Here is a 13960-nt window from a genome sequence, read left to right on the forward strand (position 1 = left end):
GGGAGGGGGACTATCCGCAGGATGGTGGAGGGGCGAGCGCCGCTGGTTTCCTCTGCCCGGGAACATTCAGAGACCCTGCACGCCCCTCCACCAGCTGCGCTGGCCCCCTACCCGCTACGGGCAGGAAACCTGAATAGCTATGCGCGCCTCTGGCATGGCGCGCGCCGCGCTGGTAGCGTGCCCGCTGTGTTGACTGGAGAGGCACATAACCGATGAGTTTCACTGCCGACCGGCTGTTGTTGTTCGGGGCGACGGGTGACCTGTCGCAGCGCATGCTGCTGCCTTCGCTCGCGGCGTTGCACGCCGATCACCTGATCCATCCGGATCTGCGGATCATCGGCACGGCACGCTCCGATATGGATGATGCCGGTTTCCGCAATTTCGCGCGCGAGGCGCTGGAAAAGTTCATGCCGGCGGAGCGCCGCAGCGGCATGGGCGAATTCCTCAACCGGCTGAGCTACCAGCCGCTCGATGCGACGACGCTGGAAGGCTACGAAGACCTGGCTGCCAAGGTGGGCGACGGGCAGGGCCTCGCCATCTTCCTGTCCACCGCGCCCAGCCTGTTCGAGCCGACCATTGCCGGGCTGCAGCACGCGGGGCTGGCGGGCAGCGACGTGCGGATCGGGCTGGAAAAGCCGCTCGGCACGTCGCTCGAGACCAGCTGCGAAATCAACGATGCCGTCGCCGCCGCCTTCAGCGAGGACCGCACCTTCCGGATCGACCACTATCTGGGCAAGGAGACGGTCCAGAACCTGATGGCGCTGCGCTTCGCCAATATCCTGTTCGAGCCGATCTGGAACGCGACCTATATCGAGCATGTCCAGATCACCGTGGCCGAGACCGTCGGGCTGGAAGGGCGCGTGGCGTTCTACGACGATGCCGGCGCGCTGCGCGACATGGTGCAGAACCATATGCTGCAGTTGCTGGCACTTGTGGCGATGGAGCCTCCGACCGATTTCGACGCCACCGCCATCCGCGACGAGAAGGTCAAGGTGCTGCGCGCGCTGCGCAAGGTCGAAGGCAGCGAAACGGTGACCGGCCAGTACCGCGGCGGTGCCGTAAACGGCGGGGCGGTGCCCGGTTACGACGAGGAACTGGGCAAGGAAAGCGACACCGAGACCTTCGTTGCAATCAAGGCCCACGTCGACAACTGGCGCTGGAAGGGCGTGCCGTTCTACCTTCGCACCGGCAAGCGCCTGCCCGAACGGGTGACGGAGATCGTCATCCAGTTCCGCTGTATCCCGCATTCGATCTTCGGCTCCAAGGGGGCCAAGGCCCAGCCCAACCGCCTCGTCATCGGCATCCAGCCGGACGAGAACGTGACGCTGCATGTGATGGCCAAGGTGCCCGGGCTCGACCGTGACGGCATCCGCCTGCGCCAAGTGCCGCTCAACATCGCCATGCCCGATGCCTTCAGCGGCAAGACCCGCCGTATTGCCTACGAACGGCTGCTGCTCGACCTGATCGAGGGCGACCAGACATTGTTCGTCCGCCGCGACGAGGTCGAGGCGCAGTGGGACTGGATCGATGCCATCTGCGCCAGCTGGGACAGCAGCGGCATCACGCCCAAGCCTTACAACGCGGGCACCTGGGGTCCGAGCGCAGCCATCGCGCTGGCCGAGCGCGATGGAGTGAGCTGGCACGATGAGTAGTCTCCACGACACCATCCACCGCGTGACCCGGCGGGTGATCGAGCGGTCGAAGCCGACGCGCGAGGCCTATCTCGCGCTGATGGACCGCGAGGCGGACCGTGCGCCCGATCGCAGCCAGGTCAGCTGTTCCAACCTCGCCCATGCCTATGCCGGAGCCTTGGAAGACCAAGGCACCATGAAAGCCGGCGGCGCGCCCAATATCGGCATCGTCACCGCCTACAACGACATGCTTAGCGCGCATCAGCCCTATGGGCGCTATCCCGAGCGGATGAAGATCTACGCCCGCGAGGCCGGGGCCACGGCACAGGTCGCCGGTGGCACCCCGGCGATGTGCGACGGAGTAACGCAGGGCGAGGATGGCATGGAACTGTCGCTGTTCAGCCGGGACGCCATCGCCATGGCGACGGGCGTGGCGCTGAGCCATGCGATGTATGACAGCGTCGCCTGCCTCGGCATCTGCGACAAGATCGTGCCCGGCCTCTTGATGGGCGCACTGCGGTTCGGGCACTTGCCCTGCATCTTCGTCCCCAGTGGCCCGATGCCGAGCGGGGTCGCCAACAAGGAAAAGCAGCGCATCCGCCAGCTCTATGCCGAAGGCAAGGTCGGCCGCGACGAACTGCTGGCGAGCGAGATGGGCAGCTACCACTCGCCCGGCACCTGCACTTTCTATGGCACCGCCAACTCCAACCAGATGATGATGGAGATGATGGGGCTGCACGTTCCGGGCGCGGCCTTTATCCAGCCGGGCACTAGGCTGCGGCAGGAACTGGACCGCGCGGCGGTGCACCGGCTCGCCGGGCTGACCGGTTCGCGCGAACGCAGCCTTGCCCGCTGCGTCGACGAGAAAGCGATCGTCAACGCCGCCATCGGCCTGCTCGCCACCGGCGGCTCGACCAATCATGCGATCCACATCCCGGCGATGGCGCGCGCGGCGGGGATCGTGTTCGACTGGACCGACCTCAGCGAGCTTTCCGGCGCTGTGCCGCTGATCGCGCGGGTCTATCCCAACGGCGCGGGCGACGTGAACCATTTCCACGACGCGGGTGGCATGGGATACGTCATCGGCGAACTGCTCGAGGCCGGCCTCGCTCACCGCGACATCATGACCGTATGGGACAGCGACCTGTCGGCCTATGCCCGCGAGCCGGGCCTTGAAGACGACATGCTCGTATGGCGCGATGTCGGCGAGAGCGGCGACGAGACCATGCTGCGCCCGCCGTCCGACCCGTTCAGTCCCGATGGCGGCATGCGGCTGGTCGAAGGCAATCTGGGCCGTGGCTGTTTCAAGACCAGCGCGGTCGACCAGGAACGCTGGACCATCGAGGCCCCGTGCCGTGTGTTCGAGGATCAGCCGTCGGTCACCGAGGCCTTCAAGCGCGGCGAACTGGATCAGGATGTCGTGGTGGTAGTCCGCTTCCAGGGTCCGCGTGCCAATGGCATGCCTGAACTCCACAAGCTGACCCCGCCGCTGGGCGTGCTGCAGGATCGCGGCTACCGCGTGGCGCTGGTCACCGATGGCCGTATGTCAGGCGCCAGCGGCAAGGTCCCGGCGGCAATCCATGTCACGCCCGAGGCGCTTGGTGGCGGGCCGCTCGCCCGGTTGCGCGATGGTGATGTCGTGCGGCTTTGTGCCACCACCGGAGAGCTTTCGACAACGGCCGAACTCGCTAGCCGCGAGCCCGGACCCGATCCTTGCGCCGCGTGGGGTGTGGGCCGCGAGATGTTCGCCATGTTCCGCCTCCATGCCGACAGCGCGGAGAAAGGCGCGAGCCCGATGCTCGCGGCGGCGGGACTGTGATGCAGCTCGTAGCAGTCGATATCGGCGGCACCCATGCGCGCTTCGCCATCGCTACCATTGGCGATGACGGCGCGATCACGCTCGGCGAGCCGGAGACACTCCACACGGTCGATCATGCCAGCTTCCAGACCGCGTGGCAGGACTTCCGCGAGCGGCAGGGTGGCACGCTCCCCCGCGCAGTCAGCATGGCAATTGCCGGGCCGGTCGGCGGTGACGTCATCCGTTTCACCAACAACCCGTGGATCATCCGCCCGGCGCTGGTGCAGGAAAAGCTCGACGTCGATCACTACACCATCGTCAACGATTTCGAGGCGGTGGCCCATGCCGTGGCGCGGGCCAGCGAGGACCAGTTCATCCACCTGACCGGCCCTGACAAGCCGCTCAGCCCGACCGGGCGCCTCAGCGTGCTCGGCCCAGGCACGGGCCTTGGCGTGGCGCATCTCTATCGCGAGCCGGACGGGCGCTATCGTGTTTCCGCCACCGAAGGCGGGCATATCGACTTCGCCCCGCTCGACCAGATCGACGATGCAATCCTTGCCCGGCTGCGCAAGCGCCACACCCGAGTCTCGGTCGAGCGCGTGGTGGCAGGCCCGGCCATTTCCGACATCTACCAGGCCCTTGCAGCAATGGAGGGCAAGCCGGTCGCCGAGGAAGACGACATCGCCATCTGGACCCGCGGTCAGGATGGCAGCGACAGCCTCGCCGCCGCCGCGGTCGATCGCTTCTGCATGTCGCTCGGCAGCGTGGCGGGCGACATTGCCCTTGCGCAGGGCGGGTTTGGCGGGGTCGTTATTGCCGGTGGTCTCGGTTACCGCATCCGCGAAACGCTGCTCAAATCGGGCTTTGCCGAACGCTTCAAGGCGAAGGGACGGTTCCAGGAGCTGATGGCCTCGATCCCGGTCAAGCTGATCGTCCATCCGCAGCCGGGCCTGTTCGGCGCCGCGGCCGCCTTTGTCTCCGAACACGGGAATTCTGCCAAGTGAAGCCAATCGAAGCCATCATGCACACCGCGCCCGTGATCCCCGTCATCGTTATCGACGAAGTTGCCGATGCCGTGCCGCTTGCGGAGGCCTTGGTGGCCGGCGGGCTGCGCGTGCTCGAAGTGACGTTGCGCACGCCCGCAGCGCTCGAAGCCATCGCTGCGATGAAGCAGGTTGAAGGGGCGATTGTCGGTGCAGGCACAGTAACCAACGCTGCGGAACTCGATGCAGCGATCAAGGCCGGAAGCGAGTTCATCGTCTCGCCCGGCCTGACCGAACCGCTCGGCAAGGCAGCCATTGCAGAGGGTGTGCCGTTCCTGCCTGGAACCGCCAATGCCGGCGACATCATGCGCGGGCTCGACCTGGGGCTGACCCATTTCAAGTTCTTCCCGGCCATGGCGGCGGGCGGCTTGCCCGCGCTCAAGGCGCTGGCCGCGCCGTTCGGCCAATGCCTGTTCTGCCCGACCGGCGGCATAACCGAAGCGACCGCCGCCGAATGGCTCGCCTTCGACCCGGTGCTTTGCGTCGGCGGCAGCTGGGTCGCGCCGCGTCATCCGACCGACTTCGCTGCCATCGAGGCTTCGGCTCGCGCGGCCATGGCGCTGGCGGCATGAAGTCCATCAGCGACCTGCGCGACCGGCTCCAGCAACTTCACGCCCGCACGGCGGAAACCCCGCTGTTCAACCCTGTTTTCCAGCTGTCGCTCGATCTTTCGCGCGAGCTGGAATCGGGCGGCCTGACCCTCGACCAGGTCGAAGGCATGATCTGCGAACTGGAAACGCTCGCGCTGGAAGACCGCGCCGCGCGCACCCGCCGCCTGCTGTCCTTGCCCCGCAAGGGCGAAGCGAGGCTGGGCCCTGCTTTCAAGGACTTCGGCGCGTTCCGTGAACATTGGGAGCAGCCGCGCCTGCACGCCGTCTTCACCGCGCACCCGACCTTCCTGCTGACACCCGACCAGGCCAGCTCGCTCGCCACTGCCATCGAGGGCGATGGCAGCATCTCCAACGCCGCCTGCACCGCGACCGAGGATCGCCCGGCGGTAACCCTCTCCTACGAACATGCCCGCGCCATGCGCGCCATCGGCCATGCCCAGGATGCCCGCAACGAGATCGTCGGGCGGCTGCTGGGAGAGGCAGCGGTGCAATGGCCCGATCGCTGGCGCGACCTCAAGCCGCTGCCATTCCGTTTCGCCACCTGGGTCGGATACGACATGGACGGGCGGACCGATATCAAGTGGTACGATTCGATCGGCTTCCGCTTGGCCGAGAAGGCCCAGCGCCTGCGCCGCTACGTCGCGCGGCTGGAAGGCATCGACAGCGGGCACAAGCTGCTCGCCACGCTCCACCCCGCCCTCGCCTATGCCGAAGCGCGGGCGGAGGATTTCGCGCAGGATCTGACCGATCCGACCGATCTCAGCGATGCTGCCAATCGCCTGACGGCAGGCCACGAGCACAAGCTGCTCACTCTCTCCCCGCTCATTGCCGCGCTGGAGGAAGAAGCCCAGACCGCGCCAGAGGCCCGAGCGATAAAGCTCCTCACCCTCGCCGCTGCGATGCGGGCGGACGGGCTCGGCATGGGCTGGATCCATTTCCGGGTGAACGCCAAGCAGCTCCACAACGCGATCCGACGACGGATCGAAGGCGGCGACACGCTCGATATCGGCAGCCGCGGCGCGCTCGCCGTGCTGCGCAAGATGGTGCGCGAGGTCGAGCCGAAGCGGGCCAATTTCGGCGCGCTGGCGATCGAGGCCTCGACCGCGATCCGCCAGTTCCTCGCCATGGCGCAGATCCTCCACCACATCGACGCCGACGCGCCGATTCGCATGCTGGTGGCCGAGTGCGAGCAGCCTTCGACCGTGATGGCGGCGCTCTATTTCGCCAAGCTGTTCGAGATTGCCGACAAGGTCGATGTCTCGCCGTTGTTCGAGACCGAGGCGGCACTGGAGCATGGCGGCCGCTTCCTCGACGCCCTGCTGCAGGAAGAGGAGTACCGCGCCTATGCCCGTTCGCGCGGGCGGGTCTGCATCCAGACCGGTTTCAGCGACGCAGGGCGCTTTGTCGGGCAGCTCCCTGCCAGCCTCGCCATCGAACGCCTGCAAGGTCGCATGGCCGATGCCATGCGCGCCAATGCGATGAGCGATGTCGCCGCGCTGGTGTTCAACACCCACGGCGAGAGCATGGGGCGCGGGGCGCATCCTTCCAGCTTCCGCGACCGGCTCGAATGGCCGCTCTCGCCTTGGGCGCGGGCGAGATTTGCACGTGGGAACATACGGTTGGAGCCGGAAGCCAGTTTCCAGGGCGGCGACGGCTACCAGTTCTTCGAGACCCCGGCCCTGGCGCTCGCCACCCTGGAGCAGATCGCCGATTACGAATGGACCGAGCACGCCCCGGCCGAGCCCGATCCCTTCTACACCCGCACCGACCTGAGCCTCGACTTCTATCGCGCCATTCGCGGCGAGCAGCGCGAACACCTTGAAAGCGCGACCTATTCGCGGGCCATCACCGCCTTCGGGCTCGGCATGCTCAACGCCACCGGCAGCCGTGTCAGCCGCCGCCAGAGCGATATTTCCGCCGACCGGTCGATGAGCCTGCGCCAGATCCGCGCCATCCCGCACAACGCCATCCTGCAGCAGCTCGGCTATCCCGTGAATGTCATCGCCGGGATCGGTGCAGCGGTGGAAGGGAACGAGGAAGAGCTGGCACAATTGATTCAATCGAGCCCGCGCGGGCGGCAATTGATGCGGCTGGTGCGCAATGCCAATGCACTCGCCAGCATCAAGACCGTCGCCGCCTATGGCGAATTGTTCAACAGCGCCTATTGGGCCAGCCGGACCTATCGCGGGACCGAGGATCGCCTGTCAGATGCCTGCCAGGCCCTGGCCGATTACCTGACCAAGGATGACCGCAACGGCGTGTTCCGGCGGCTGGTGTCGCGCCTGCGGGTCGATGCGCTCAAGTTCCACCGCCTGCTCGACCTGCTGCCGCCCGAGGACCCGATGCCCGAGCGCGAGGCGACCCGCCGCACCATCGGCGTGCTGCAGGCGCTGCGGCTGGCGCTGTTCCAGCACATGTTCCTGCGCGCCGTCTCCATCCCCAGCTTCAGCCGGGCCAACGACATCAGCCGCGACGACGTGCTGGAGATGGTCTTCACGCTCCGTATCGACGATGCGCTGGCGCAGATGCGCCGGGCCTTCCCCACCCACTTCCCCAAGCTGGACGATTTCGCCCTCGACGAAACCAGCGACTGGCCCGATGACGAGGATGCCGGCTACGCCGCGATCGGGCGCAATTTCATCGATCCGATCGAGCGCGCGCATTCGCTATCGCTGCGGATCACCACCGCGATCGCCAATCATTTCGGGGCCCACGGCTAAGCCGCGGCAGCGTTAACCTGTCGCATTCGCCCGTCCAAATGCGGGACGCGGCCTCCTTCGCTGTAGCCTGCGTAAGCCAACGCGCGCATACACGCTCCCATGAACCCGATGCTCAAATGGATTGGCGGCGCGACGGCGGCCGCGGTTTTCGTCTTCGGCGGCGCAACGCTGGCGAGTTCGTATCTCTCCACCGACAACAAGCCGGTCGAGAAGGTCACGCTGGAGGAAGCGATCCCGGTCGATCCGGCGAAGGTGACCGGCGAGACGGTCCAGGGCGCGCCCGGCCAGGGCCAGGCTGCGATGCAGCAAGCCAATGCCCAGGCGGACGACCAGTTCACCGTCAAGCGTATCCTGCCGATCGAAGGCCCGATCAAATACGGCGAGTGGTTCTGGGACGACAAGGACGTGCCCGACGGCCCGATCGTCATGACCGTCGACCTGCAAGCGCGCGTTATCTCGGTGTTCAAGGGCGGCTATGAAATCGGCACCGCGGCGGTCCTGCTCGGCACGGACGAATACCCGACCCCGCTCGGCACTTTCCCGATCCTCTACAAGATGAAGGACAATGTGTCGGAGAAGTACGGCAATTCGCCAATGCCCTATTCGATGTTCCTGACCAAGGACGGCGTGGCGCTGCATGGTGCCGATGTCGAGAAAGGCTTTGCCAGCCACGGCTGCGTCGGACTGCCCACGCCCTTCGCGGCCAAGATCTTCGCGGTCGCCGGCAAGGGCGACAAGGTCATCATCACCGACGGCGAGATGATGGGTCTGGGCGACCAGATCCTGTAACGGATCAACCGGTCCGGCGCGGCGGTTCGGGACGGACGAGAAAGACATCTTCTCGCCTTTCGATCAACGCTCCGCCGACATTGGCCTTGGAGTTACCGCGTGACAGCTGAGACTTGAGCAAGCCCATCACTTCGCCGTAGGCGAGGGCAATTCCCAAAGCCTTGCCCGCCCTGACCAAGAGTCGCGCGTTTGCATCGTGATGATTGGTCCGCGGGACTGACACTTGATCGGCACCCACCTCCGCACCTCGATCCCAGAGCTTCCCCGCCACTGCCTCGAGCGTGGAGTCTGCCTCTGCAAGATAGGCAGCAGAACGCGCAATGGCGTGCGGATCGAGCCAGTCGGCATCTGCCAGTGCCTTTCGCAGCCTCGCCCGGTCGAACCGATCGTCTTCATTGGAGGGATCGAAAGCAAATTCCACTCCGCAGCTTTCGACCAGTCGCAGCAGTTCTGTTCGACGGAAGCCTAGCAATGGGCGAACGATTGGAGTTCCGTGACCTTCGAGCCAGATCTTGCGGCTGATGCCACGCATGCCCTTCAGGCCCGAGCCGCGATTGAGCCGCATCAGGATTGTTTCCAACTGATCGTCAGCATGATGGGCGGTCGCGACGGCACCGACGCCGCGCTGGTCGGCCCAATCGAGAAGCGCGTCATAGCGCGCACTTCGCGCTTCGTGCTGCACATTGCCAGCTGCAACTTTGACGTCGAGAATGTCACAACGCACGCCGAGGCGCTCGCACTGGCGAGCCACGAGAGCGCACTCAGCCGCTGCTTCGGGCCTCAAACCATGGTTGACCGTCGCGACAGCGACTTTGCCATCGAGCGCTTCATATCCCAGAAGCAGCAAAGCCATGGAGTCAGGTCCGCCCGATACCGCCAACCCAATAGGTCGCGTACGGCAGAGTTCCCTCAGCGCGGCATCGAACCGGTCGAGCAGTTCTCGTTCGAGACCTAGATCGACCGCCCTATCAATTGCAGGTCACCTTCTTGCGATTGGCCTCGTACTGGTTCGACAACCGCCCGGCCGCGATCGCCGGATAGGTTTCGCCAAACTCTGCCAGCGCGATGCAGGCACGGTTGGTGTCGCCCAGCGCGATCATGCTCTCGGCGAGGTAGAGCAGGCTGTCAGGCGCGCGTTCGGCGTTGCGGTCCTCCTGGTAGTTCTTGAGGAACCAGGGCGCCGCCTCGCGCGGCTTGCCGTCGTCGAGATAGGCCCGTCCGAGCAGGTTGCGGCCATAGGTCGCGCGCGGATGCCGGGGGTATTTCTCGACGAACATGGCCAGCTGCTGTTGCGCTTCGGGATAGAAGCCGGCGTTCCACAGCCGGAAGCCATAGGAATACTCGTCGTCGCCCGGATCGTCGGTCTGCGGCTTGGCGATGGCCTGCACCGCCGCGAGCCGCTGCGCACTCGGACCGCTGGCTGCAGGCGCAGGAGGTGGCGTCGGAGCCGGACCGGCGGCAGCGGGAAGCGGTTGTTCGTCCGGCAAAAGATTGTCGGCCGCTACAGCCGGCGCAGCGCCGCTCTCGAGGGCAGCGAGCCGAGATTCAAGGTCGCGCACCGCATTGCTGTTGACTTCGACCTGGCCGGTCAGCCGTTGCAGCGAGGCTTCGAGCGCATCGAGACGGGCGAGGATGTCTGTTACCGCAGTCGTGGAAGCGGGCGAGCTGGACGTGGTGGTGACAGGCGCCGAACTGTCGATCTGCGGCTCGAAATAGCGTCCATCGCCGCCGGGGAAGACCTTGCGCTGCAGCGCGCGGACCTCGGCCTCGAGTTTCTTGATGCGTGCCTCGTCGGCATCCTGGGCCATGGCCGGTACCGCCGGGAGCGCGACTGCCAGCAGCGCGGTTCCCATGATCAGGCGGGTGTGGCGGAAAATCATGTCGTCCTCTCCATCGCGGTGACGTGTCGCTTGCACGCAAGACACCGAACCTTCGCTGAACATTTGCCCCGGAAAGTGCCGTGTGCGCCCGCTCCTGTCGAGGGCGGTAATCCGAAAAATCGGGGAAATGCGTTGGCCATCAGCCATGAGGTTAGCCCGAAGGTTAGCCCCGAAGACAGCCCAAGTGTCAGCCCTGCGTGCCGGCAGCGGGCGTTGCCGCAGGGGTCTGAGCCTTCGCAGGAGCCTCATTGCGCGCCAGCAACGCCTCGGCGCTGACCGGGATATCGGCAACCGTGACCGCTTCCTCGCTGAGCTTGGCGACCGGCTTGCCATCGATGGTGATGCCCAGTGCATAGGGTCGCCCGGTCACGATCTGCGGGTTCTCGGCATCGGCCGGCACGGTATAGCGTTCGCCCTTGGACATCTGCTTTTCCATCAGCCGGTTGCCGCTGTCGTCGTAGAACTTGACCCATACCTCGTCTTCGAGCGCGGTGAAGACCACTTCGCCCTGGGGATCGATCGCCGGCCCGGTCGATGCCGCCGCTTCGTTTGCCGCCTGCTGGGTCGCTTCCTCGCGCGCAGCCTGCTCGGTCGGGAGGATCGACCCGGGGCCGGAGCCGGGGGCGAAGAAAGTGCGGTAGAACATGAACCCGCCCGCCAGCAGCAGCAAAATCGAAGCGATCGAGAAGAACACCAGCCCGCGCGAAGGCACTCGTGCCGGATCGCCCGGTTCGAGCGCTTCGCCACTGGCATAGCGCTCTCCCGGACCCTCGACGCCCATATCGGCCCGGACCTGGTCGACAACCGCATGCTGGTCCAGCCCGACCGCCTTGGCATAGCTGCGCGCGAAGCCGACCGCATAGGTGCGCGCCGGCAGGCTGCCGAAGTCGCCCGCCTCGATCGCTTCGAGATGGCGCAGCGGAATCCGGGTCTTGCTGGCTATGTGTTCGAGGGTAAGGTCCTGCGCCTCGCGCGCGGCGCGCAGCTGATCGCCCGCGCTGGCATAGGCGTTTGGTTCGACGGCAGGGGATTCCTCGTCACTCATGGCGGTTCTGTTGCGACCTTCGCTTAAAGCTGGCTTGTTTTGTTTGCGTACCATCCCAGCGGTAAGCCACCGCTGTCAAGCGTGGATTTGGCGGAAACGCAGCGTTTCCGCGGCGTCCAATGGTTACCAGCCTACTCGATATCGATCCCGTGCTCGCTTGCCCAAGCGGCCAGTGCTTGCCGGATGGAGGGCGGTGGCGAAGCAAGGAAACCGGTCATTACCTGTTCGACCTGCTTGAGGTCGACCTGGCGCACCAGTTCCTTGATCGGCCCGACCGAGACCGGCGTAATCGACAGGCGGTGGATACCAAGGCCCAACAGGGCCAACGCCTCCAGCTTGCGCCCACCCATCTCGCCGCACACACCCAGCGTCACCGGCTGGCCGACGCAGGTCTGTGACACGCGCTTGAGGAAGCGCAGGATCGCCGGGCTGAGCCAGTCGTAGCGCGCCGCCAGCTTGGGGTTGGCACGATCGGCAGCGAACAGGAACTGGGTCAGGTCGTTGGTCCCGATCGACAGGAACGAGACCTTGGGGATCAGCAGGTCGAGCACTTCGGCCAGCGCAGGGACTTCCAGCATCGCGCCGTAGCGGATTTCGTCGGGCAACTGCTTCTTCTGCCCGCGCAGCCATTTGATTTGCTCGTCGAACACCGCCTTGGCGGCATCGAATTCCCACGGCTCGCTGACCATCGGAAACATCACGCGCAAGGTCTTGCCGGCGGACGCTTCGAGCAGCGCGCGCGCCTGGGCCTTGAGCAGGCCTTCGCGTTCCAGGGCAAGGCGCAGGGCGCGCCAGCCCATCGCCGGGTTCTCGTCATTCTCGGCTTCCGCACTGGCGAGGTAAGGCACCGCCTTGTCGCCGCCGATATCGACCGTGCGGAACACCACTTCCTTGTCGCCGGCGGCCTCCAGCACATCGCGATAGAGCCGCGTCTGGCGATCACGCTGCGGCAGGGTGGCGGAGACAAGGAACTGGAATTCGGTGCGGAACAGCCCGATCCCGTCGGCCCCGACCAGCGGCAGATTGGCCATATCGTCGCGCAGCCCGGCGTTCATCAGCACCTGGATGCGCTTGCCGCAGCGGGTGAACGGCTCGACATCGCGCAACTCGGCATAGGCGGCCTGGCGCTCCTTCGACTTGGCGAAACGCGCGTCGAAGGCATCGGACAGCTGCTGTGTCGGACGGATCGTCGCGGTCGCCTTGTCGCTGTCGAGCAGGATCTCGTCGCCTTCGCGCACGATTCCGCGCAGGCCGCGGACGCGCCCCAACACCGGCACGCCCATGGCGCGCGCCACGATCACCACATGCGAAGTGAGCGAGCCTTCTTCCAGCAGCACGCCTTTGAGGCGCCGCTTGTCGTACTCCAGCAATTCGGCCGGGCCGAGGTTCTTGGCGATCAGGATCGTATCGCGCCGCAGTCCCTGCGAGGCCGCGGTGCCCAGTTGCCCGGACACGATCCGCAGCAGCCGGTTGGCGAGGTCTTCGAGATCGTGCATCCGGTCCGCCAGCAGCGGATCGTCGATCTCGCGCATGCGCATGCGGGTGCGCTGCTGGACGCGCTCGATCGCCGCTTCCGCCGTCAACCCGCTGTCGATCGCTTCGTTGATGCGGCGCGACCAGCCCTCGTCATAGGCGAACATCTTGTAAGTCTCGAGCACCTCCTCGTGCTCGCCGCCCTTGCCGAACTCCGCCTGCTGCGAGAGGCCCTCGATCTGGTCGCGCATCTTGTCGAAGGCGCGATAGACCCGCTGGCGCTCCATCTCGATGTCTTCGGCCACGACCTGGTCAATGGTGACACGGGGCTGGTGGAACACGGCGTAGCCAGCGGCGATCCCGCCAACGAGGGTCAAGCCTTCAACCTGCACCTGGCCGGTCTGGGCTTCGGTCGCGCCGACCGATTCTTCATCGATCAGGCCGGCATTGCCGATCAGTTCGCTGAGCACCATGGCGGTGGTCTGCAGCGCTTCGATCTCGACGTCTTCGTAGCGCCGCTGTTCGACATGCTGGACGTTGAGCGCCCCGACCGCGCGTTCCCGGTAGACGATCGGCACCCCGGCAAAGCTGTGGAACTTGTCCTCGCCGGTTTCCGGCCGGTACTGGAAATCGGGATGCGCCCGCGCTTCGGCCAGGTTGAGCGTCTCGTTGTTGGCAACGAGCGTGCCGGTCAGCCCTTCGCCCAGCGCCATACGGGTGACGTGGACCGCTTCCTTGTTCAGGCCGCGCGTGGCGAACAGCTCCAGCATCCCCTCGCGCAGGAGGTAGATCGAGCAGACCTCGCTATCGAGCGCCTCGCCGATAATCTCGACCACCGCATCGAGCTTGCCCTGCGGGTGCAGGCGCGACGCCATGATGTCATGCAGGCTGGTGAGGATCTGGCGGGCGGCGGCAGCGGCGGTCATGCCGCTCCGCCTAGCGCATCACTCGCCCATTTGGAATTGGCGAG

General features: G+C 65.9%; 10 protein-coding genes. 6 read left to right on the forward strand and 4 right to left on the reverse strand.

What is annotated here, in order from left to right:
* The first annotated feature begins 212 nt into the window (after positions 1-212).
* From zwf to LY632_RS13310, 6 genes are all read left to right on the forward strand, one after another.
* Positions 213-1652, forward strand: coding sequence for a glucose-6-phosphate dehydrogenase (gene zwf, locus LY632_RS13285; RefSeq protein WP_234091603.1), 1440 nt, complete (start codon positions 213-215; stop codon positions 1650-1652).
* Positions 1645-3450, forward strand: coding sequence for a phosphogluconate dehydratase (edd, locus tag LY632_RS13290; RefSeq protein ID WP_234091604.1), 1806 nt, complete (start codon positions 1645-1647; stop codon positions 3448-3450). Before zwf ends, edd begins: the two co-directional genes overlap by 8 nt.
* Entirely contained in the window at positions 3450-4433 is a 984-nt protein-coding gene (gene glk, locus LY632_RS13295) for a glucokinase (protein WP_234091605.1), read from the forward strand. The genes edd and glk overlap by 1 nt, the downstream gene beginning before the upstream one ends.
* A 17-nt stretch (positions 4434-4450) precedes the next feature.
* A complete protein-coding gene (gene eda / locus LY632_RS13300) occupies positions 4451-5044 on the forward strand; it encodes a bifunctional 4-hydroxy-2-oxoglutarate aldolase/2-dehydro-3-deoxy-phosphogluconate aldolase (protein ID WP_234093249.1) in 594 nt (197 codons plus the stop codon).
* Complete coding sequence (locus LY632_RS13305) at positions 5041-7803, forward strand: phosphoenolpyruvate carboxylase (RefSeq protein ID WP_234091606.1); 2763 nt, start codon at positions 5041-5043, stop codon at positions 7801-7803. Before eda ends, LY632_RS13305 begins: the two co-directional genes overlap by 4 nt.
* Positions 7804-7902: 99 nt before the next feature.
* Positions 7903-8592 (forward strand): L,D-transpeptidase family protein, encoded by a 690-nt coding sequence (locus LY632_RS13310; protein WP_234091607.1) that lies wholly within the window; start codon positions 7903-7905, stop codon positions 8590-8592.
* Positions 8593-8596: 4 nt separating this feature from the next.
* Here the strand turns inward: LY632_RS13310 and tilS are convergent, their stop codons facing one another.
* From tilS to ptsP, 4 genes are all read right to left on the reverse strand, one after another.
* Positions 8597-9445: a tRNA lysidine(34) synthetase TilS gene (tilS, locus tag LY632_RS13315; RefSeq protein ID WP_234091608.1), complete on the reverse strand. Its 849-nt coding sequence runs from the start codon at positions 9443-9445 to the stop codon at positions 8597-8599.
* Between the two features lie 115 nt (positions 9446-9560).
* Positions 9561-10472, reverse strand: a complete 912-nt coding sequence (locus LY632_RS13320) for a tol-pal system YbgF family protein (protein ID WP_234091609.1) — start codon at positions 10470-10472, stop codon at positions 9561-9563.
* 187 nt (positions 10473-10659) lie between these two features.
* A complete protein-coding gene (locus tag LY632_RS13325) occupies positions 10660-11517 on the reverse strand; it encodes a helix-turn-helix domain-containing protein (RefSeq protein ID WP_234091610.1) in 858 nt (285 codons plus the stop codon).
* A gap of 131 nt (positions 11518-11648) precedes the next feature.
* Positions 11649-13916 (reverse strand): phosphoenolpyruvate--protein phosphotransferase, encoded by a 2268-nt coding sequence (ptsP, locus tag LY632_RS13330; RefSeq protein ID WP_234091611.1) that lies wholly within the window; start codon positions 13914-13916, stop codon positions 11649-11651.
* Positions 13917-13960 lie beyond the last annotated feature (44 nt).

Origin of the sequence: Erythrobacter sp. SDW2 (assembly GCF_021431965.1) — a bacterium.
Taxonomy (GTDB): Bacteria; Pseudomonadota; Alphaproteobacteria; order Sphingomonadales; family Sphingomonadaceae; genus Parerythrobacter.

Excerpts from the sequence above, each read along its gene's own strand:
- zwf (WP_234091603.1), top strand. The coding sequence starts at position 213 with ATGAGTTTCACTGCCGACCGGCTGTTGTTGTTCGGGGCGACGGGTGAC.
- edd (WP_234091604.1), top strand. The coding sequence starts at position 1,645 with ATGAGTAGTCTCCACGACACCATCCACCGCGTGACCCGGCGGGTGATC.
- glk (WP_234091605.1), top strand. The coding sequence starts at position 3,450 with ATGCAGCTCGTAGCAGTCGATATCGGCGGCACCCATGCGCGCTTCGCC.
- eda (WP_234093249.1), top strand. The coding sequence starts at position 4,451 with ATGCACACCGCGCCCGTGATCCCCGTCATCGTTATCGACGAAGTTGCC.
- LY632_RS13305 (WP_234091606.1), top strand. The coding sequence starts at position 5,041 with ATGAAGTCCATCAGCGACCTGCGCGACCGGCTCCAGCAACTTCACGCC.
- LY632_RS13310 (WP_234091607.1), top strand. The coding sequence starts at position 7,903 with ATGAACCCGATGCTCAAATGGATTGGCGGCGCGACGGCGGCCGCGGTT.
- tilS (WP_234091608.1), bottom strand. The coding sequence starts at position 9,445 with ATGGCTTTGCTGCTTCTGGGATATGAAGCGCTCGATGGCAAAGTCGCT.
- LY632_RS13320 (WP_234091609.1), bottom strand. The coding sequence starts at position 10,472 with ATGATTTTCCGCCACACCCGCCTGATCATGGGAACCGCGCTGCTGGCA.
- LY632_RS13325 (WP_234091610.1), bottom strand. The coding sequence starts at position 11,517 with ATGAGTGACGAGGAATCCCCTGCCGTCGAACCAAACGCCTATGCCAGC.
- ptsP (WP_234091611.1), bottom strand. The coding sequence starts at position 13,916 with ATGACCGCCGCTGCCGCCGCCCGCCAGATCCTCACCAGCCTGCATGAC.